Raw genomic sequence first — 22,626 nt, 5'->3', positions numbered from 1 at the left:
GTAACTCCCTATTTTTGAAAATTGTAAACTCCAATATAATTAATTTTTGCAGGTCCTGTTAAGGTAATTTTTTCAAATTTTTCTTTTTTTTTCTCAAATTCTACAGTTAGAACATCAAAATCTTTTGTTAAAAATGTAATTGGCGAATTTATTTTCTTAAGTAAACTTAGAATTACTGCAGATGCAACAACCCCAGTTCCGCAAGCAAAAGTTTCTTCCTCAACTCCTCTTTCGTAAGTTCTGATTTTAATTTTTTCTTCAATTTTTATGAAATTTACATTTGTTCCAAAAGGTTTGAAAATATCAGAATATCTAATTTTTCTTCCAAAATTGAAAACATCAAATTCATCAAAATTTTCTTTTGTGAAATTTTCAAAATCTTCCCAAAAAATTATTACGTGAGGTGAACCGTTATCAACAAAATGAAATTTTAGATTTTTTCCTTCAAACAAAATTTTTTGATTTAATCTTATTTCAGAAATTTCATTCAAATTAAATTTGATAATTTCAGAATTAACTTTTTCACCGGAATAAATTTTATTATTGCACAAAAATGTTGCAGTGGCATTTTTGATGTTAAAATTTTCGAGCGCAAATTTTATTGAACATCTTGCACCGTTTCCACACAAGGAACCGAGTTTACCATTCGAATTATAATATTCAAGTTCAAAATCATAATTAACATTTTTCTTAATAAATAAAAATCCATCGGCACCAATTCCTTTTCTTCTATTACAAATTTCTTTTATCAAATCGGAATTTGGAACAAAGTTTGGATTTTCAATTTGGTTAACCAAAACAAAATCATTTCCTGCACCATTCATTTTTATAAAATTGATTTTCTCCATATTCTGCAAATTAACATTTTTGTTCGATTGGTAGAAATAAAAAAATCCCATAAATAAAAAAATCTATGGGATTAAAATTTTAGATTAGTTTTTTATTACGAATTAACCAATAATCCTTTTTTATTTATGCTGTGCGTTTTACTAAAACTTGATGAGTTTGAAGTGTTATCCAATCTGAATTTTCCCACTATTGTTTGAAGTTGTTCTGCAAGAACATTTAAATCATTTGTGGCATTGGCAACTTGTTGAATTCCAGCTGAAGATTCCTGAGAAACCGAATTAATAAGTTCAATACTTTTACTAATTTGCTCAACAGTTGAAGACTGTTCTTCGCTTGTTGTTGCAACTTGCGATGATATTTCGAGAACTTTATCAGAAGAAGTTACAATATTTCTCATCGATTCACCAGCGTTAACAACTTCTGCCATTCCTTTTGAAACTTCATCATTTCCTTTTTTGATAGCAATAACCGCATTATTGCTATCCTGCTGAATTTTTGTAATCATTCCGGCAATTTCATTTGTTGCAACAGTTGTTCGTTCAGCTAATTTTTTAACCTCATCGGCAACAACCGCAAAACCACGTCCATGATCTCCTGCCCTCGCCGCTTCAATGGCTGCATTAAGTGCCAATAAATTTGTTTGGTCTGCAATTTCATTAATTACTTTAATAATTTGACCAATTTGCGTGCTGCTTTGTCCTAATTCTAGAATAATATCAGAAGCTTGTTTTACAACATTTTCAATTTTATTCATACCATTAATTGTGGAATCAATAATATTTTTTCCTTCCAACGCAAGATCTTTTGAATCTTTTGCAGCTTCGTTTGTTTTGATAACATTTCTTGTAGTTTCTGCAATTGTTGCTGCCATTTGTTCCATTGCAGTTGCAACTTCGCTTGTTTGTGAACTTTGTTCTTCGGAACCTGCAGCCATTTCTTCTGCACTTGAAGTTATTTGATTTGATGCACTAGCTGTTGCATGAATAACTTCTGAAAGCTGCACAAGTAAAGAATTAAAAGAATCAGCTAAAGAATTTATACTATTTTTAATTAATTGATGATCACCTTTATATTGGCCATCAACACGAACTGTCATATCACCTTCGGTCATTTCCTTTAGAACTTTTGCTCCTTCTTCAATTGGAAGTATAACCGCATCTAATGTATCATTAATTCCTTTTACAATTTCTTGATATCCGCCATTAAATTTTGAACTGTTTCCTCTGTTTTTTAGTTTTCCTTCTAATGCGCTATTTATTAAATAATCCGTTTCTCCCTTAAGATTTTGTAATGTTTCAACTGTTTTATGAAGCGCCGGACTAATTTCATCTTCTGAACTTAAGTGCTTAATTTCAATGTCAAAATCACCATTTGCAATTTTGTACATTTTATTAGTAATTTCTTCAAGTGTTATTGCAAATGAATTCATTGATGTGCTCAAAACTCCAATTTCATCAGAGGAATCTAATTTAAGTCTATGTTTTAATTTTCCTTTTTTAAGTTCATTCATCATTTCAGAAGCTTTTACTATTGGTTTCCCAAGTAAATTTTGAACTAATTTTCCAATTATAATTGATAAAATTATACTAATTCCAACTCCTATAGCAATTAGAATAATTGCATTATTGTAAGAGTATTCGCTTAATTCTATATCACCTTTGGAAACATTTTCTAAATTTTCAGTGAATTCATTTATAAAATCCCTTGCTTTTTCAAATGAATTAGAACCTTCATTAAAAGATAACTCTATTGCATTTGTTTTTCCTTCTGGTGAATATGAAGTTATTGCATCAACTATGTTTTGAGAAATTTTAATCCAGTTTTCTTTTGCATTTTCAAATTCTTGGATTTTTTCATCACTAATTTCATGATGCCCCAATTCTTTTACTTCTTCCCATCTTTCATTTATCTGAGCAATATTTTCATTGTAATCTTTTAATAAACTTTTATATGCATCGCTTTCAACATTTGAAAAAATCATTGTTCTTTGGGCAACTAAAGCCTGTTGCATATCTCTATCAATTTGGATTATTAAATCCAAACTTGGCAAATCTCCTTCTGCAATTCCTATTAAGTGGTTATGGATTTTACTCATATTATAAATTCCTACCCCACCAACGAATAATACAAGAAAAATAAAAATTGAAAATATGAGTGATATTTTTTGATTAACCTTTAAATTTTTAATTTTATTATACATCTTGAATCCTTTTGTTTATAAATCATTTTATAATATTTAACATTATCTTAACCACGAAACAGACACAGTTTAACTTTAAAGTTTTTTTATCAAGATCAAAAATTTCTCTTTACAATTGTCTTATTTATTAAAAATTCAATATATAACGAATCGCTTCACTTTTTAACCTGAATACAAGTACCATCATGTTCGGAAAGTGTGTCTTATTTTAAACTTCTATATAAATAGTTATTGAAATTTCGCAAGTAAACCATATTTACGATTATTTAATAAAAATTGTCCTTTGGTTTAATTTTGGTTCAATTAATAGCAATAATTTCTGGAGTGATTTGTGTGAAAAATGTTGTATAAATGAATAACCTAATTGACAAAAAAATAATAGAAAAATTTTTATCAATTTTCTAACTTCCCCCCAAAAAGACTTACTATTCTCTGAAAAATGATATTCTGAATTATATGCTCGTATTATCGATTATAAAACGAAGGATTTTAGATATTGCAAGAATTTAACTTTTAAAATAATTTTGCGGAATTTAGAAATGAAATTTGGTGTGAATTTAATGAGTGGTTATTCAATTTGAAGCTAATTTATATTTTTACTTGTAATGTAATTAATGCTGAGTAGAATTTAATAACTCACAATTATAATAATTTTTAAAACTCATTAGAATTTTTAATGTAATAATTCCTAAAGTAATTTGTTTTTTTGTGAAATATAAAATTTAATTCAAAAATTTTCTGTGTAAAATATAGTTGTTCAAATTTCAGAATATTTTTGGATAAAAAATAAATTTGGTTATTATAAACCAAATAAGTTATTATTTAGAAAGTATATTTTACACTAAAATTTTATATCAAGTGATAAATTTTTTGCAGACTCAACACAAAGTTTCATATCATGCAAGCCAATATTTCCTTTATATATTTTTCTTTCTGCATTAAGATTTTTTACATCATCATACAATTTACGGTAATCAGCATTTGCTACTTTTTCAACGGTATCATAATTGGCTTCTAATAATACATATGCAAATGTATGGTTGACCCACCTAATTCTTGAAAGGTCTGTTAACTTTGTAAGTCGTAAAATTTCTATTTCATTTATTCCTATTTCTATTGCTAATTCTTTTCTATCTTTTTTTGTTAATACTTGATCAAATAATTGTAAAGTATTTTTAATACCATGTTTTTCAAGTTTCGATACAATATTTTTTGAAACATTTGGAAAATCAATAAAATTATTTGGTTTGGGTTGAATACTTTTTATTTCTCTAACTAGAATTGTAAGGTACTCTTCTGCTATTCCAGTTTGTTTTGAAAAATTCTGAAGTTTCTTTTTATCTTTTAACTGATTTAATAGTTCATTCAAATTCTGAATTTTCTGATCTTTTATTTTTTTAAATATATTTTCAATATTTTCTTTTAAGATATTCCGACTAGGTAAAAGATCACTTGTTTTTAAATTATTTTGATAGTAATCGATGCTAATGTTATATAGTTCAAGGTAATAACTCATGTAAAATTCCATTTATTTTCAATTTGCAAAAAAAACAAAATATTGACAAAAATATCTTTAAAATTTAGAAATTCGCCTCTGTTAGAAATGCAAAATAAGTGTTCCAGATTTTAGATTTTCAAATTTATTATTAGAACAAAGTCAAGATCAGCCAAAAAGTCTATTTGATTTGTTAATTATATGCCACAGTAAATATCTTGTTTTAATTACAATACTTCTCAATAATTAAATATAAAATTTCGATAAGTCATTAATAATCTGATTGTTAATAAGCTCATTTTGTATCATCCAACTATCATTAAAAGCATGTGATAGATAACTCTCTCCACTATCACCTACAATGAGAACCATTTTCTTTATTTTTTTTGATTTGGGTTTATCTTTAATAAATTTCATAGAATAATATAGAAGCATTCCACTCGAATCTCCAAAAAGTAAACCCTTATTATGAGCAAAAAATCGCATTGTGTTAAATGCTTCTGAATCAGAAACATAATCATGTTTGTCGAAAAGAGAGACATCAATATTTTTAGGTAAAACAGCACCAACTGGATAGCCAGGACCTGAAATAAAGTAACCATGCCCGTGAGGAGAAAAATGACTTGAACCTTTTGGTTCTAACGCAATAATTTTAGCTTTTGAATGTTCTTTAATATAGCGACCAGATCCAGAAAGTGAACTTCCGGTACCAACTGTTCCAATTAAATAATTTATATCTGGTACTTGTTTGATAATTTCTTTTCCAAGAGTATCATAGAATCCTTTAGGATTTTCTGGATTGTCATATTGATCCAAATTCAATCCATTACTTTCTTTAGCAAGTTTTTTTGCTAAATTTCGACGTATATCAACAAGTTGTCCTCCTTTGCTATTTTCGTCATCTCCACAGAAATAAAGTTCACCTCCATATGCGCGAATTGCATTCAATTTATCAGAAGGAGCATGATTATCAACAATTGCGACAAATTTATATCCTCTTGCGGCGGAAAGCATAGCTAAAGCTTTAGCGGTGTTGCCAGAGGAAGATTCAAAAATTGTCATTCCCTTTTTTAGTTTCCCAGATTTTTCAGCAGCGTTAATAAGAGCACGAGCTGTCCTATCCTTAAAACTGCCTGCTGGATTGAAATACTCTAATTTTAAATAAATTTCCCAATCAGTTCTCACCGACTTTACTATAAGCATGGGAGTTTGACCAATAAGTTCACTTAAATTTCTTTTAATATTCATAATTAAAATCACTTTAACAAATGCTAAAACATATAATTCATTTATTAGTTGTTTATCTAATTTTTATTTTATCAGTATAGAATTATCTATTCTATTTCACACAATATTTAGCATAAAACGATGTGGCTACCTTAGATAATGGACAACCTGATGCCCAAATTCTTCAGCTGACGGAAGAATTTTATAAATTAACAAATAATTTATTTTAAAGAGCAGTTTTAAATTTTCATTAGAAAAACTGCGACACTTCGTTATCTAACGGATTTCTGAAGTGTACTCCACTAAACTAAAACTGACTTTCCTACTTTTATTTTACCCAAAACACAAACATACGAAGCAGCTTGCCTCGTTTCATCGGGGGTCGGGTTGGTTTGAGTATTATATAGCCTTCTTTGCAACAATTGCAATTTCGTCACTTTTCAAATCATATGTGCTACCAGCAACATCCGAATATAAATTCTCAATTATTAATTTATTTCTTTCAAATTCTTTTGATATCGATTCAATATTAAAATATTGTAACCAATTATAAATGTTACGATTTCTATTCTTTTCTATTATCGTAAATTTATCAAGAATAACTTTCTCTTCTTCATATTTAAATGTGTTTAGGAATCCATAATATTTTTCACTTGACCAAAATCCATTAAGTAAATTAATTCCATATACTGTTTGTTCCAACCTTTTTTTGAATAATTCTAAAGTGTATACATCAAGAAGAATTGAACCTTCTGGTTTTAAGATTTTAAAGAATTTTTGAAGCATTATTTCTCTTTGATCAGGACTTAAAGCACAATAGTCACACATTATCATTGTAATTAAATCAAATCTTTTGTCTGTTTCATATAAAAGATAATTTTGGTTTACATAGTCGATTTCAAAACACTTTTCCTCTGCTACTTTCTTTGCATATTCAATAGATCTTTTTGAAAAATCTATACCTGTTACTTTTGCTCCCTTTTCAGCAAAAAGAGTTGTATATAATCCCGGTCCACAACCAAAATCACATATACTAAAATGGCTATTTATAACAAAACTTGATGTAATCCAATTTACAGAATGGACAATAAAATTTAGATTTCGAGAAGAAACATTTATATCTTCATTAAGATGAAATTCTAACATCTTTTTCGATGTATGTTCATCAGTCCACAACTCATCTGCAGTATAAAATTCAAATGGTTTCGGTCGTAAGTTAATTTTCTCTAATTCACTAAACATTACTATTTATCTCCTTACTATTTTAGACATATAACAGTTTGCCGATAAGCAGCGCCCAAAACAACAATTTTATTAAATAACGATTGGTAAAATTACCAGAGCAAAGTTTAATTTTTCTTTAGCAAACTTTGCGACTTAACCTTTAAAACATTGCTCCACTTTTACAAAATACTTAAATGAACTTCGAAACTTTCTGTTTACAAACCAAACCAGAATTAAGCGAAGCGGTCGGGTTGATTTGTTGGTTATGCTTTTTATTTTAATACTATTAATTTTTGAATTTTTGTAAACTTATTTGAGCTTACTTTAATAAAATAAATTCCACTTCTTAAATCATCTACAGAAAATCGTAATTTATAATTTCCAGCTACAATTCTTGTCTCACTAAGGATTTTTATACAACGTCCAAGAATATCAATAATTTCAATTTTTATATTTGTTTCTTTGTTAACAGAATATTCAATTATAGAGATTGGATTACAAGGATTAGGATAAATATTACTAATACTTAATTCATTTTTCTGTTCTTTATCAATTGATGTTGATAATTCAGAAACTGTAAACTCATTTGATTTTAATGAATCATAATTTATTATATTCGAATCTAAATTGTAAAAAAATACTAATCTGTAAATTCCAGGTTCATAAAATATTGTAAAATATGATGAATAATATTTTCCCGCTTCAACTTTTATATTTTGATAAGCACTAAAACCATCACAAATAACTCCACCAAATCTTTCCCAAATATTATCCTTTCTTTTTTGGATTTCAAACTCGATATTACCACAAATAAAAAAATATACATCTTCAGTAGAATTATTTATTATGGCGAAATAACTCTTTGACGAATCATTTCTAATATATTCTGTTGTATCTGTTAAGATAATCAACTCGCTTAAATCAGAATTTTGTGCATTTATTTGAAAATAGATAAATGTAATAAAAAATATAAAAATAATACGTTTTAATTTTTCCATATTATCTCCACTTTTATTAACGCATAACGGCAGCGCAAATAACTTGCCGCCCAAAACAACAATTTTATTTAATAACGATTGGTAAAATTACCAAAGCAGTTTTTAATTTATCTTTAACAAAAACTGCGACTTACTTTTTCCTTTAATTGAAGTTCACTTTAACAAAAATACTTAAAATTAACCTTCCAACTATTATTTTGCACAAAACCCAAGCCGGAACGGCGGTCGGGTTGATTTGTTGGTTATATGCGAATTTATTTTATTTTTTTTAACAAAACTTCTACTTTTTTTACATCGATTCTCTTTACTCTTTTCTTCTTTAAATTTTCTTTTATAATTCTGTCAATTACGTCACTCTTACCTATCCATTTTTCCAAAAATTCAAACCCTAATACATCATTTGCCGCAACAAAAACACTAATTGTAAACTCTAACCCTTTTTTTAATACAGTATAATCTTCATCATTTTTTAATTCACTTAATATTTGATCAGCAATATTAAAGCAGTATATTGCATTTTCTTTGTTTAAGAATTTTGGATGTGCCAAAGAAACTAGTATTGCTCTTTTCTCCAAATTACTTGAATCTTTTATCCAATTATCTATTATTTCTACTAATTCATTAAAATTTGATTCTCCAATAATTTGTAACCCAAATGTAACTCCTTCTCGAATCCTCCATCTTTTATCATTTGATTGTTCTTTAAGAATTTCTATAATTTTCTTGTCATTATTTTTTGTATAAATTCTTCCCATACAAACTAAAGAACATACGACTAAAAAAGATTTAGGAGCATTTGTGTCTGCTTGTTCTTCCGAGATTTTCGACCATTCCAGTATCGTATCAAAATCTTCATATACTTCAGATAATGCAAATAGTAATTCCAGATTCGCTCTTGGCCCAGGGAGATTAGAATTTTCAATTAAAAATTTTTCTAACTTTTTATGATTAGAAATCAAAGGTAATAAACGAGTTTTTAGGTCTTCAATCTTTGACATATTTTTCTCGCATATAACGGCGTTGCAAATAACCCGTCCGCCCATAACAACAATTTTATTAAATAACGAATGATTTATTTTAAAGAGCAGTTTTTAATTTGGTTTTACAAAAAACTGCGACTTACTTTTCTAAATAGCACTTCACTTTAACAAATAACTAAAATTACCTTTCCAACTTTCTGTTTACAAACCAAACCCAAATCGAGCGAAGCGGTCGGGTTGATTTGCGTGTTATACACTTTTATACAAATTTTTTGTTTTAACTTTTCTTTGAAATTTATGTAACAGATTTTTTTCAATTTTTTTTGAAAACTTTTATTTATTGAAATTTTAAACAGCTCTAAATTATAAATACATTTTTTGAATTGAAAAACTTGAACTACAATCTTACGTTTTAGAAAAATATAAAACTTAGAAAAATGTTTAACAAAAATAATTAAAAGAACGAAAACTAATTTTTAGAAATATTTTACGAATTTAATTTTTTGCAAAAATATATTTTTGATTTTACAAAAGTTTGAAAACTTAAAACTTTTCAAAACTATAAAGACAATTTTAAATAATTTTTAAACCGTGTATAACGGCGGCGCAAATAACCCGACGCCCTAAACAACAATTTTATTAAATAACGAATGATTTATTTAAAGAGCAAAGTTTAATTTTCTTTTGCAAACTTTGCGACTTACTTTGCTGAATTGTTCCGTCAGCTGACGGATCACTTTAACAAATAACTTAAACTAACTTTAAAACTTTCTGTTTACAAACCAAACCGAAATTGAGTGAAGCGGTCGGGTTGATTTGTTGGTTATGCATTTTTAAATATATGTTGCTATACCTAATCCAGCGATAATGTATGTTGAATTTATGTTTGACCAACCAGATTGATTTGGCATATATTTATATTGTAGTTGAAATATTACTGCCCAATTTTCACTTACAAAATATTTTGCTCCAGCTAATAATATTGGAAATGTTATTCTCAGATTACTCCATTTATAATTATTTGTGCGAACAAGATTTCTATATTTGGACCAATTAAAACCTAATTTTGCTCCAGTAAAAATGATCATTTTTTCTTTTAATCTAAGATTGTATATTGAACCAATTTCAAATCCAATTAAATGATTCTCATATTTTTCAATTGATTCACTATAACCACTATTTAAGTTATACTCACTGAATTGATAGTTATAAAATGGGCTAACCAATAGTTGAAAACTTTGAAAATATTTATAAGCAAAACTTGGTTGGAATTCAATAACTTGTGATATATTATATTTTAAGAAACTGTATCCTTCCATTAAATCATATTTATTTTTCACATACGAATAATTTATTGTACCGGAAAGTTCAATTTTGTTATCATCATTGTTTTGAGAAAATATTAAGTCTGAAAACATGAAGATGAAAATTATTACTTGTTTAATTCTCAATTTACTTCCCAAATGCATAACGGCGGCGCAAATAACTTGCCGCCCTAAACTCAATTTTATTAAATAACGAATGATTTATTTTAAAAAGCAGTTTTTAATTTTCTATGCAAAAACTGCGACTAAATTTTCTAAATTGCACTTAACTTTAACAAAAAACAAAAATGAACTTTTAAATTTTTTAATTTACATAAAACCCAAACGAGCGAAGCGGTCGGGTTGATTTGTTTGTTATACATTTTTATTGAAGTATTTTTTTATAAACTATTTTTGAAAATTTATTTAGTGAATTTTTAAGGTTTTTTTGAAAATAATATTTAAAAGATAATTTCTAAAAGCTCTAAATTATAAATACATTTTTTGAATAGAAAAACTTTTACAGCAATTTTACGTTTTAGAAAATGTAAAACTTTGAAAAATGTTTAACAAAAATAATTAAAAGAACGAAAACTAATTTTTAGAAATGATTTACAATTTATATTTTTGAAAAAACTAAATATTGATTTTACAAAAGAATAATAATTTAAAACTTTACAAAACTTTTAAGACAATTTTAAATTGATTTTAAACCGTGTATAACGGCGTGGCAAATAACCCGACGCCCAAAACAACAATTTTATTAAATAACGAATTTTATAATTACCAAAGCAAAGTTTAACTTTTCTTTAGCAAACTTTGCGACTTACTTTTCTGAATTGAACTTCATTTTAACAAAAAACTTTAACAAACTTTCAAATTTACTTTTTACAAATTCCCGCTAAATTAGCGAAGCGGTCGGGTAGATTTGTTTGTTATGCAATTTTACTTACCAAATGAAATATATAACCCAAATGTGTTTCTATTATTAATTGCTAAATATTGAAAACGAACTCCTATTAACATATCATAATATTTTATTTTTAAACCTAATCCCGGTGAAAAATAAAAATCACTTTTTGTTGATGTATCAATATATTTAATATCGTAAAGATTTGTCGATACTTCATTCCCAACTTGATATGTTCCTTCTCCAAAACTTAAAGTTGGTTCAAAAACAAAATTTTTTGTATCTATTCTAATTCCAATTTCTGGTCCCCATAAAAATAAAGCACCATATCCATCCAATGATGAAACATCTTGAATCCCCAAATGATAAATTGATGTTGCTCCAAGTTCAAATATTTCTGAAATTAAAATATTTGCTCTAACTCCAAAACCAATAAATCTTTCATAATTAAATCCTTTACCCATCATGAATTCTGCCGACAAATTTTCTAAAAATGTTTCTTTTTTAATTTTTGGAGCTGGTAGAACTATAAATGATTTATTTTCTTGTAATGAGTCATAAACTTCAATTGATGAAATAAAAGATATTTCATTCCAATAAATTTTCTTTTCTCCAATATTTTCATTTTTTAAAATTAAATATTGTTGATTTGTAAGAATAATTTCTCCTTTTAATCTACCTCCATTATTTAATCTAACCAATAATGTGTCAGTTTGATTTGCAAAACAAACTAACGGTAAAAAAATACTTATAAAGAAAAACTTCAGTAAATTCATTATAAAATTGTCCTCGATATTATTCATATTTTTTTTGTTTTTTTTTAATTGCATAACGACGTTGCGCTTAACCCGCCGCCCATAACAGGGAAGCCGAGTAAAACACAAACGCCAATGATTAAACAAACTGCACTTAACTTGCATCAGCAAGTGCAGTTTGTAAGTTAATTAATTAGAACGAACACTTAGAACAAAATGCCGAACAAAAACCAAACGCCAAAAATTATAAATCCGCCGAACTAAAATGGCGGTCGGGTTGAGGCGCTGGTTATGCCATTATTTAATTATTCTTATTATTTCAGATAAAAGTAAATCTAGGTCTGATCTAAAATCTACTTGCTGGAATGTAGGAATTGACTCCCTTTTTCTTACTGTAATATGTAAATATGAATCTGCAACATTCCGTAACGAGTTATTTAAATGATTCATTGCTTTCTTAAAAGATTTAGAACTTTGATAATTATTCTCAACTTGATTAAAGGTATCAAATCCAAAAATAGGTGGGATTTGATCAATAATTGCCCTTGTAATTAAAGCAATTGACATAAGTGAATTATTCTGATAAGAAATATTAAGTTCACGTAATAATTCTATTAGTCTTGTTAAGTCGTATTTTTCACTAATGATTAATGATAATTCAGTTATTCTTTTTTCTGAAATATATGATTCATTTATAACATCATCTAATTCTTCTATTTTGGAAAGATCTCTATCAAAAGGACTAAAATCAACTTCTATCTTCCTATAGTCTAAGCTATTATAATATTCACGAGAATGTTTACTTGCAATTTTTAAATTCTCCACGATGTTTGCAATTGGAATACCCAATCTTTTCAAATGAATGATATAAGCAGTCTTCAATGATCGGATTGAGAATTCTTCGGAAATGTTTGCTTCTTTTCTTGCCCTTCCAAATGACTTTTGCAAAGTAGATTCAGAAAGTTTCTTCCCACTGTGTCCAGGAAATAAATATTCGTTTTTGTCTCTATTAGAAATGAATAAAGTAATTTCTGATATTAACTTCTGAGGGATAACCGATTTTCTGATTTCTTTTTTCCTTGCAACTGGAATCTCTAGTACTTGATTTTTCAAATCAACTGATTTTATTTTTAAATTAAGTAGTTCATTAAGCTCAAGCCCATGAGCATAAATCATAGAAACCGCAAGTTTATGAAAACTCGTTTCAAGATTTTTAACAATAGCAAATATATCTGACTGATTAAGAATTTTTACTACTGGTCTTCTTACCCAACCTATTTTGAAATTATTAAAATCAAGTTTCTTCTCAAGACACCATAAAAAAAATAGATCAATAGAATATTTTGCTGATTTAAGTGAACTTATTGATAAATGTCTTACATTTTTTAAATGCTGTAGATATTCTATAATTTGTTCTTGTTTAAGCGTATCAAGGTTTTGTGGATGATAGAAATTATTCAAATCTTTTATCCAAAATGAATAACTTTCAACAGTCTTCTCCTTGTAACCTCTTCTTTTTAGTATGTCTTCAAAATTTACCATTTATTTTTTCATACTGGTTTAATGGCATAACGGCGTAGCAAATAACCCGTCCGCCTAAAACAACAATTTTATTAAATAATGAATGATTTATTTTAAAGAGCAGTTTTTAATTTGGTTTTAAGAAAAACTGCGACTCACTTTTCTAAATTACACTTCACTTTAGCAAAAAACTTTAGTTAAACTTCCAAATCAACTTTTTACAAAATTCCGCCAAGTGAAAACGGCGGTCGGGTTGATTTGTTTGTTAGCTTTACGCCTTAATTAAAACTATTTACTATTCCCAATTATAAAGTTGTAATACTTCTTCTTCATTAAGAGCTCTATCATATATCAATAAATCATCTATTTCTCCTTCAAAATATTTATATCGAGATGAAAATAAACTTTTTCCAATATACAATGATTGATTATTGTTGAATTTTATATAATCATCTGGAGTGTAAATGATTTCCTCAACAGGATACCCATCTGAGTATTTTGTTATTGTACCATCAGAAAATGTTATTGCAAGGAAAATATATTCTTCTATTGGAATTTGATTAGTACGCCAAATACCTCCTGATTGAAAATATTGATCCTTTATTTCAAACCAAAAACTATTAAAACCATGAATACTGATCACATAACCTTTTCCTGTAGTATCTGTATTAGAAATGATTGATGATTCATCATATTCTTTGATCTCTAAGATTTTTCTTAACCAAAAACACAGTGTACCACTATTTTTGCTAGTATATTTAAATCCTGGAATCTCAACAAAATCATCATTTCCATCAAATTTTAGTGATCCATCTGGTTGCCCGAACCTACCTATAGAAGAAGAAACTCCCTTTACAATTCCATGCATTTTATTTTCACTGTAATCTAAAGCGTCCGCATTAAAAGGATAATATGCAATAAGTCCACTTTTTACAACATTGCCATATTCCAAATAATTTTTTGGTTCCACAATTGAGTTGTAAATCTCTTCTTCACAACCACCAGACAGTAATATGGAAATAATAATAAATATAAAAATAGATTTGTGGAATTTGTTAATAACTAAATACATCTTTCTAAAATTCTCCTCTGAGTATAATTATAACATATAATTTTTACAGTAAAGCTAACGGCGTGGCAAATAACCCGTCCGCCCAAAACTACAATTTTATTAAATAACGATTGGTAAAATTACCAAAGCAAAGTTTAACTTTTCTTTAGAAAACTTTGCGACTAAACTTTTTGAATTGCACTTCAGTTTAACAAATTACTAAAATGAACTTTCAAACTTTTTATTTACAAACCAAACCCAAATTAGCGAAGCGGTCGGGTTGATTTGCGTGTTATACACTTTTATACAAATTTTTTGTTTTAACTTTTTTTAGAAAATTTATTTAACAGATTTTTCTTAAATCTTTTGAAAACTTTTATTTATTGAAAATTTTAAACAGCTCTAATTTTTAAATACATATTTTGAATAGAAAAACTTAAACAGCAATTTTACATTTTAGGCAAATGAAAAACTTAGAAAAATGTTTAACAAAAATAATTAAAAGAACGAAAACTAATTTTTAGAAATATTTTACGAATTTAATTTTTGGTGGAAAACTAAAATTTAATTTTACAAAAGTTTGAAAACTTAAAACTTTGTAAAACTTTGAAGACAATTTTAAATAGTTTTTAAACCGTGTATAACGGCGTGGCAAATAACCCGACGCCCATAACAACAATTTTATTAAATTACGATTGATTTATTTAATGAGCAAAGTTTAATTTTCCTTGCAAACTTTGCGACAAAACTTTTTGAATTGCACTTAACATTAACAAATAACTTAAATGAACTTTCAAACTTTTATTTTTCACAAAACCCAAGCCGTAACGGCGGTCGGGTTGATTTGTTGGTTATACTGTTTTTATTTCTTTTTAGGATAAAAACTACGACCAACTTCAATAAATCCAATTAAACCAAAATCTAATTCTTGTTCTTCGAAATATTTATTTGACTTTCTGTCAAAACAATTTATATGTTTATCAATTACAAATGTTGGTCCACCAGCAAAAAAATATACTTCTTTTTCAGAAGTAAATTCTCTTCCAAAACCTATATTTATTCCTAAAATTGAAGAACCCAATGTATCAATATTATTTGTTGTATCATCTGAAATATTTTCAGAAATTCCACCAAAATTCGAAATACCTATTTGAATAAATGAATTTGGTCTTGATAAATCAAAATAATGATGTAATGCTAATCCATAATTATATAAACCAGGAAGTATTCCTCCATGAATTTCAATAGCATTTCCATCAACTGGAAAATATTTCAAGGATAAAAAACCTTTCGAAATAATTCCTAAGCTCACACCAAATACAACTTCACCTTTCCTCTGAGCTATAACATTTGAATTGTTTGTTAAAAGAAAAAACATTAAGAGAAAAAATAAATTATTTAAATATTTTTTTTTCATAATAATCTAAACAGTATAACGGCGTGGCAAATAACCCGTCCGCCCAACACAACAATTTTATTTAATAACGAATGATTTATTTTAAAGAGCAGTTTTTAATTTTGTTTTACAAAAAACTGCGACTCACTTTCCAGAATTGAACAACACTTTTACAAAAAACTAAACTTACTTTCTAACTTTCTGTTTACAAACCGAACCCAAATTAGCGAAGCGGTCGGGTTGATTTGCTGGTTATGTAGCTACTTATTAAATATTTCATCCAATAGTGATTTGTCTTTCTCTTGCCCCTTTTCAATATCTTCCGATATTTTATTTAATTCGGTAGGATATTTTTTATGAAATTTCTTATTGTACTTTTTCTTAACAATTGAGAAATATATTTTTTGAGTAATTGTTTTTTCTATTGCAACTAAAGTTCTTGCTTTAGCTATAAGTTCTTTCACAAGTTTTTGTAAAAACACATTATATTTTTTTAATTCGCCAAGTTTGTTAATAGCATTATTATGATTAAAAATATAAGTATCCTTGTCTATCATTTTACTAAGATAAGAATCACCCAAACTTTTTAATAACCCAAATATTGTTTCTATATCAGAATTGTATTTGCGAATTTTAACTTTGAGACTAAAAATTTCTTTAAAATAATCCGTATTTATTAAATCATGAATAATTAATTCATCAAAAGAAAGTTTTTGAAAGTTATTGTTAGTAATTGATGGCACTCCAAGTTTTTCTGCTTCTTGATTCTGTTCAATTATTTTGTCATATATATAAGTATTTCCATGTATAACATCATGAATTTCATTTAAATTCCTATCAATTTTAACCAAAGCACTTATATGTAAATTCTTACGCCTGACAATCCTATTGAGAAATTCACCAATTCTGAAAAATAAGAAAGCAAAAAATGCTCCTAAAAATGCACCTATAAATCCTTCATATTTTTCTATTAGAGTTTTCTCATTAGTAATAAAAACTTTTTGTATTTCAGTTTTTTGTGTAATTGAATCTTGTTGATAATAATTGGTATCAGTCTTTAAAGAATCATGACCATAAACCAATAAGTTAATTAGAAAAACTAATAATAATGATTTCATATTTCCTTTGCTACATAACGACGTTGCCGCTAACCGGCAGCCCAAAACAAGAATGCCGAATACTTGCAACTACTTTCTTATTTATAAAAATGTTTCTTAGAACTAACTATCTTAAAGAGAAACATAGTTTTGCAAACACAACTTTATAATTACACAAATGCCGCACTGTAAAACGCTGTCCGCGTTGAGCGGCGGGTTATGTGCGATTGCTTCTTCCCGTTATAAAAATTATAATTTTGTTTAATTCTTATAATTATCATTTGGTTGTCTTACCACCCATTTTCGTAAAAACGCTGTCAATTGGTTCCCATAGTTCTAATTTGTTTCCCTCAGAGTCCAGAATATGAACAAATCTCCCGTATTCAAAGGTTTCGATTTTGTCAAGAATGGTCACGCCATTTGCTTGTAACTTTTTTACTAAACCATCAATATTCTGAACTCGATAATTAATCATATATTCCTTTTTTGATGGAGCAAAATATTCACTACCTTTCTTAAAAGGACTCCACTGTAAATAATTAATTTCGTCAGGTCTGTTTGCATTTCTAAATTCAAAACTTGATCCCCATTCATTGGTTTCAAGTCCTAAATTCTTAGCATACCACTCTTTCGTTTCATTTGGATTGTCAGAAAAAAAGAATATTCCTCCAATTCCGGTTACTTTTGGTATTGTGTCGTTCATAATTAATTTCAGTCCCTTATTTGTATTTATATTATTATTTAAACTATCACTTGTGCTGCAACTTGAGATTAACAAAGATAAGAGTATAATTGTCATCAGTTTTTTCATCTAATTTCCTTTTCTAAAATATAGTAAACGGATTTGTTAAATTATTAAATTCACTTAGCACATAACGGCCTTGTGCCTAACCCGCTGCCCATAACAGCAATACTAAATTATGCACAACTGCCAATGATTAAGCCGGAGGTGAGTAACTTTCATTTTCATACGCACCGGAGGCAAGTTAATTAATTAGAAGAACAATGTTTAACATAAAACTTGTTGAGTGCACTCATCTTAAAAAATGAAATTCGCCAAATGAAAAGAAGCAGTCGGGTTGAGGCACTTGTTATGCATATTTTTTTAATAATTTTTTTAACTTAAAATTTGTGAAGTGTTTAATTAGATAAATTAGATTTAAGGATGGAAAGAAGATAACTCCAATAATAAATATTACTTCTTTATTGTTGCTCCAATCTGCAGAAAATATATTAGTTATAAAGAAAACAAAACAAACAAAAAAGATTATAGAAAATAAAATTAAAGTTTCCTTCTTTTCTTTGTAGAACAAATAAAATAGAACAGCAAATATTAAACCTATCACTATTGAAATAAATGAGAATAATAAAGTTGCTTCAAGTTCGACTGAAATTTTATCAGGTGAAAACTGCAAGTAATAATTTAATATTAATCTTATAGCTGAACCAAAAAATAGAAGAGTAATAATTCCATATAGGGTTAAAAATAAATATCGAATTATTTTACTTAATCTCATTTGATCTTATATGCATAACGGCGTGGCAAATAACCCGACGCCCAAAACAACAATTTTACTAAATAACGAATGATTTATTTAAAGAGCAAAGTTTAATTTTCCTTGCAAACTTTGCGACAAAACTTTTTGAATTGCACTACACTTTTACTAAAAACTATAATTTACTTTCAAACTTTCTGTTTACAAACCAAACCCAAATTAGCGAACTTGTCTGCCGTGGCAGAGCGGTCGGGTTGATTTGCGGGTTATACACTTTTATATAAATATTTTGTTTTAACTTTTTTTGAAATTTTATTTAACAGATTTTTAAATTTTTACGAAATATTTATTTATTGAAAATTTTTAACAGCTCTAAATTTTAAGTACATTTTTTGTATAGAAAAACTTGAACAGCAATTTTACATTTTAGAAAAACTTAAACTTTGATAAATGTTTAACAAAAATTATTAAAAGAACGAAAACTAATTTTTAGAAATGATTTACGAATTATAATTTTTGTAAAAAACTAAAATTTGATTTTACAAAAGTTGGAAAACTTAAAACTTTACAAAACCTAAAAGACAATTTTAAATATATTTTAAACCGTGTATAACGGCGTGGGCAATAACCCGCTGCCAGAAGTTGAATTTATAAATATTAATGAATGATAAAAATTAAAATAAAATTAAATAACTAAAAAATGCTAAACAACAAACAAACACAAATAACTAATTTAACAACTTACGCACAACTTGGTAATTGCGAAGCAGTCGGGTTGATTGCCTTGTTATATGCGTTTTATTATTATGGACACTAATATGTTGAATATGAATAACCTTAGAATTTATCAAATGGAATTCCTTAAAGAGCAATCATTCAAAAAGGGTGATTTAATAACAATCTACCTAAATGGCACTCTCGATGGTATAAAAGATGTCTTTATTCGGAACTTTCTTTGCGAGTATCTTGATCGGATAGATTGTCAAAATATTCTTGATAAAGTTCAAAACTGGCATAACAATGGTGTAGACCAGAGCTATCATTTGGCTGATCGCACACCGAAGCACCAAGACTTAAAAGATGGCTAAGAATACAATCTTGGGGCGGATTACAAAAATAATAAAAATGACCTTCGCCATAAATATGCTCTTTTACTGCAAAGAAAACATTTTTGAGTTTTGGATTATGCTTAATACAATCGTCAAGGTCACGAAAAATAAAACCGTGACCACTTTTAGTAAATTCTTTTTCTGTGATTTTAATTTTGTACCAACTCATAATTGTGTTCCTATATTTATTGAAGCATATAACGGCGTGACAAATAACCCGCTGCCTAAAACTCAATTTTATAAAATAACGATTGTTTAAATTTACGGAGCAAAGTTTAACCTACCTTTAGCAAACTTTGCGACTTAACTTTCTGAATTTTGTTCACTTTTAACAAAAATGCCTAAACAACTTTCAATTTATATTTTTACACTAAACCCAAACCAGTGCGGCGGTCGGGTTGATTTGCTGGTTATATTCTCATTCTTCAAACTCACGTTTACTTTTCAATTCTTGCTCAATACTGTAAACAAAATTCTCAACTTTTTTTATTAAATTATCAACATCAATTTTCGATATTTGAATAGTTTCGCCAGATTTGTTTTTCCCATTTCTATGAACTAAGTCGTGACGAATTTCTATTGCAAGTATTAAATCAGAGATTGTAGGAAAATTAATATTCAAACTATCTTCATACATACCTTTTACTTTGTCTAAATTATGATAAACTACATCAAGTAAATGTTTTGTTACTATAAGTTTCAATTGGTCGTATTTTTCAAATATCTCTCCAATCAAAAATTTTTGATTTTTAATTTCATGAAATGTTTTAACGAAATTTTTAAAATTGGTTTCATTTCTGAATACTTCTCGTACTAATGTTGAAGATAAATAATCCTCTAAACAAGTTATAGTGCTTGAATACATTTGCCTTTGTAATGTCTTTTGTAATTTTACATCTTCTAATATCACATTATTGAGATTTCTCACATTAGTTATTTCATTTAAGAATAATTCATAATTGTTCTTAGAAGTCAACATCGAGTCTATTTGTTCACTGTAAAAATTATTCGAAGCCTTAACTTCTTTTATTATTTCTACACTTTCATCATTAGCTAACAATCCTTCTATCTCAATAAATCCACCTTTTAAATCTGAGCCAATTCTTAATTCATAAATTTCATCACAGTTGCATTTAACTTCTGTCCAATAACCAGATGAAGTTTTACTAAAAAAGTTAGAAATAAAATTTGGAATTGGGATATAAAAAGATTCACTTTCAATAATATTATTACAAATAATGCATTTAAATATTATTCTGATATGAGTAATTCCGAAGGATTCAAATCTTTTATGATACATTAAATTTATACTATCCTTTTTTTGAGAATATAACGGCGGCGCAAATAACCCGCTGCCCAAAATTGCAAACTTAAGTTTATTTGTTTCCGCCAAAATTTATAAAAACAGTTTTTAAATTGTTTTTACAAAAACTGTTTTTTGGTTATTTAAATTTACTTTCAATATTAAACAACAAATTTAAACGAACTTTCAAATTTAATTTTTACAACAAATGCTAAACTGCTTATGCAGTCGGGTTGATTTGTTGGTTATACAACAATTTAATTTAGATATTTTCTTATTTCTTCCTCGCATTTTGCATCATGTGGTCCTAAAGCATTAAAACTTATTAACTTATTGTCTTTATCAATTAACATATAATTAGGAACCCAATTTATATTTAGAAATTTTAATATTCTTGAATCAAAACCTTTTACAAGTCTATAATGATTTTCATTTGTTAGTGAAACTTTATATACTTCTTGCCAAAGAGTATCAAACTTATTATCTGTGGTAAGGTATACAAATTCAATTGGGTAATTTTTCAACTTTTCTTTTAATTCTTTTGATCTTGGCATATTTGCAATACAAGGACCGCAGCCCAAACTCCAAATATCTAAATAAACAAGTTTCCCCTTGTACTTCTTTATCATATCCTCAAATAATATTAGATTTCCTTTATCATCTTCTAATTCGGTTTTATTGAATTCTTCATTCAGTGGTTTGTTTATAAGTTGTTGTTTTAATACATATTTGTCGTAACTTTTTTTAACAACCTTTAACGCAAGTGAATCTTTAATTTCTTTTTTAAATCTATCATAGATTATTGTGTCATAAATATTAAAATTAAAATCATTTATAAGCCAATCAGCTATTGCGTATGATTTAGATTTACCAATTAATGAATCAAAGAAAATAATTTGAACTGTATTTTGCAAATCTGACTGATATTTAAGCTCAGATTTTTTCATAAAAATATTAGTCTTTGCATAGACAAAATTTCTCATGTTATAAAAGTATTCGGGTGTAGATAACTTTTTATCGTCAATAAATTTGTTTACAAATTTTATTCTTTCAAATTCTTTATTAATTTCTAATGAGTCTTCAACTTTGTCATTTTTTTTATTACTAAATAGTTTGTAATACATTAAAAATCCTTCATATGAAGATAAATCGTTTAGTTTAAGAAAATTTACAAATTCAGAACTTAGTTTATATTTGTTTTTATTTTCTTCTATTATTTTAACAAACTTTATTTGTTCTTCTTTAGCTAAAATTATTGGATGTTTTGTTGTATCGTTCTTTTGTAAAATTCTTGAATAGTGGTATAATCCATTTTCTTCAACTACTTGGTAAAGAAAATTATTTTTCTCTGAACCTTGTCCGGAATAGCTGATAGTATCTTGTTCATTTGTAATAAACAAATCATCATTTGGCGATAGAAATATTTTGTGATAAAAATTACCTATATGAATATTTCCATATAGACTTACATCAGATGAGATTTTAAACAAGAACGTTGAATCTTTTTCAACTTTGGCAAAATATTCAATATTATTAATTGCAATATCAGTCGGATATAAGTTTAATTTAACTTCTTCAATACCTTTATCCAATAATTTACCAGTTATTAATATTTCATTTGATTTTTTATTATTTGCACATGAATTAAGAAGAATAAGAATAAAAAGAAACGCCAAATTATTTTTCATATTTTCCTCTTTTTGATTTGTTG

The 22,626-nt window shown here is 27.2% G+C and carries 18 protein-coding genes; all 18 read right to left on the bottom strand.

From position 1 onward, the window contains the following. Positions 1–8 precede the first annotated feature (8 nt). The 18 genes from IPM32_10975 to IPM32_10890 all read right to left on the bottom strand — a co-directional run bounded on the left by IPM32_10975 (position 9) and on the right by IPM32_10890 (position 22,603). A complete protein-coding gene (locus IPM32_10975) occupies positions 9–848 on the bottom strand; it encodes a diaminopimelate epimerase (protein ID MBK8945774.1) in 840 nt (279 codons plus the stop codon). 95 nt (positions 849–943) lie between these two features. Further along, a complete protein-coding gene (locus tag IPM32_10970) occupies positions 944–3,049 on the bottom strand; it encodes a methyl-accepting chemotaxis protein (GenBank protein MBK8945773.1) in 2,106 nt (701 codons plus the stop codon). A gap of 841 nt (positions 3,050–3,890) precedes the next feature. Further along, a complete protein-coding gene (locus tag IPM32_10965; protein MBK8945772.1) occupies positions 3,891–4,565 on the bottom strand; it encodes a DUF4332 domain-containing protein in 675 nt (224 codons plus the stop codon). 225 nt (positions 4,566–4,790) lie between these two features. After that, positions 4,791–5,747, bottom strand: coding sequence for a cysteine synthase family protein (locus tag IPM32_10960; protein MBK8945771.1), 957 nt, complete (start codon positions 5,745–5,747; stop codon positions 4,791–4,793). 423 nt (positions 5,748–6,170) lie between these two features. Next, on the bottom strand, positions 6,171–7,013 hold the full coding sequence (locus IPM32_10955; protein MBK8945770.1) for a class I SAM-dependent methyltransferase: 843 nt from the start codon (positions 7,011–7,013) through the stop codon (positions 6,171–6,173). Between the two features lie 254 nt (positions 7,014–7,267). Beyond that, positions 7,268–7,993 (bottom strand): T9SS type A sorting domain-containing protein, encoded by a 726-nt coding sequence (locus IPM32_10950; protein MBK8945769.1) that lies wholly within the window; start codon positions 7,991–7,993, stop codon positions 7,268–7,270. 254 nt (positions 7,994–8,247) lie between these two features. Continuing rightward, positions 8,248–8,991: a hypothetical protein gene (locus IPM32_10945; GenBank protein MBK8945768.1), complete on the bottom strand. Its 744-nt coding sequence runs from the start codon at positions 8,989–8,991 to the stop codon at positions 8,248–8,250. Positions 8,992–9,806: 815 nt separating this feature from the next. Beyond that, on the bottom strand, positions 9,807–10,424 hold the full coding sequence (locus IPM32_10940; GenBank protein ID MBK8945767.1) for a hypothetical protein: 618 nt from the start codon (positions 10,422–10,424) through the stop codon (positions 9,807–9,809). Between the two features lie 798 nt (positions 10,425–11,222). Then, entirely contained in the window at positions 11,223–11,963 is a 741-nt protein-coding gene (locus IPM32_10935; GenBank protein ID MBK8945766.1) for a hypothetical protein, read from the bottom strand. Between the two features lie 276 nt (positions 11,964–12,239). Beyond that, positions 12,240–13,484: a tyrosine-type recombinase/integrase gene (locus tag IPM32_10930; GenBank protein ID MBK8945765.1), complete on the bottom strand. Its 1,245-nt coding sequence runs from the start codon at positions 13,482–13,484 to the stop codon at positions 12,240–12,242. A gap of 274 nt (positions 13,485–13,758) precedes the next feature. Beyond that, positions 13,759–14,433, bottom strand: a complete 675-nt coding sequence (locus tag IPM32_10925) for a LamG domain-containing protein (protein ID MBK8945764.1) — start codon at positions 14,431–14,433, stop codon at positions 13,759–13,761. 943 nt (positions 14,434–15,376) lie between these two features. Continuing rightward, on the bottom strand, positions 15,377–15,931 hold the full coding sequence (locus tag IPM32_10920) for a hypothetical protein (GenBank protein ID MBK8945763.1): 555 nt from the start codon (positions 15,929–15,931) through the stop codon (positions 15,377–15,379). 239 nt (positions 15,932–16,170) lie between these two features. Beyond that, positions 16,171–17,028 (bottom strand): hypothetical protein, encoded by an 858-nt coding sequence (locus IPM32_10915; GenBank protein MBK8945762.1) that lies wholly within the window; start codon positions 17,026–17,028, stop codon positions 16,171–16,173. Between the two features lie 256 nt (positions 17,029–17,284). Then, positions 17,285–17,710: a VOC family protein gene (locus tag IPM32_10910; protein MBK8945761.1), complete on the bottom strand. Its 426-nt coding sequence runs from the start codon at positions 17,708–17,710 to the stop codon at positions 17,285–17,287. Positions 17,711–18,098: 388 nt separating this feature from the next. Continuing rightward, positions 18,099–18,524 (bottom strand): DUF3021 family protein, encoded by a 426-nt coding sequence (locus IPM32_10905; protein MBK8945760.1) that lies wholly within the window; start codon positions 18,522–18,524, stop codon positions 18,099–18,101. A gap of 918 nt (positions 18,525–19,442) precedes the next feature. Next, positions 19,443–19,781 carry a hypothetical protein gene (locus IPM32_10900; GenBank protein ID MBK8945759.1) on the bottom strand — a complete coding sequence of 113 codons (339 nt, stop codon included), beginning with the start codon at positions 19,779–19,781 and terminating at the stop codon, positions 19,443–19,445. A gap of 249 nt (positions 19,782–20,030) precedes the next feature. After that, on the bottom strand, positions 20,031–21,005 hold the full coding sequence (locus IPM32_10895; GenBank protein MBK8945758.1) for a hypothetical protein: 975 nt from the start codon (positions 21,003–21,005) through the stop codon (positions 20,031–20,033). Positions 21,006–21,172: 167 nt separating this feature from the next. Next, positions 21,173–22,603 carry a TlpA family protein disulfide reductase gene (locus IPM32_10890; GenBank protein MBK8945757.1) on the bottom strand — a complete coding sequence of 477 codons (1,431 nt, stop codon included), beginning with the start codon at positions 22,601–22,603 and terminating at the stop codon, positions 21,173–21,175. Positions 22,604–22,626 lie beyond the last annotated feature (23 nt).

It is taken from the genome of Ignavibacteriota bacterium (genome assembly GCA_016716225.1).
In the GTDB taxonomy this organism is placed as follows: Bacteria; Bacteroidota; Ignavibacteria; order Ignavibacteriales; family Melioribacteraceae.
Note: the sequence above shows the minus strand (reverse complement) of the source record. Positions and strands in the feature narration are given on the sequence as shown.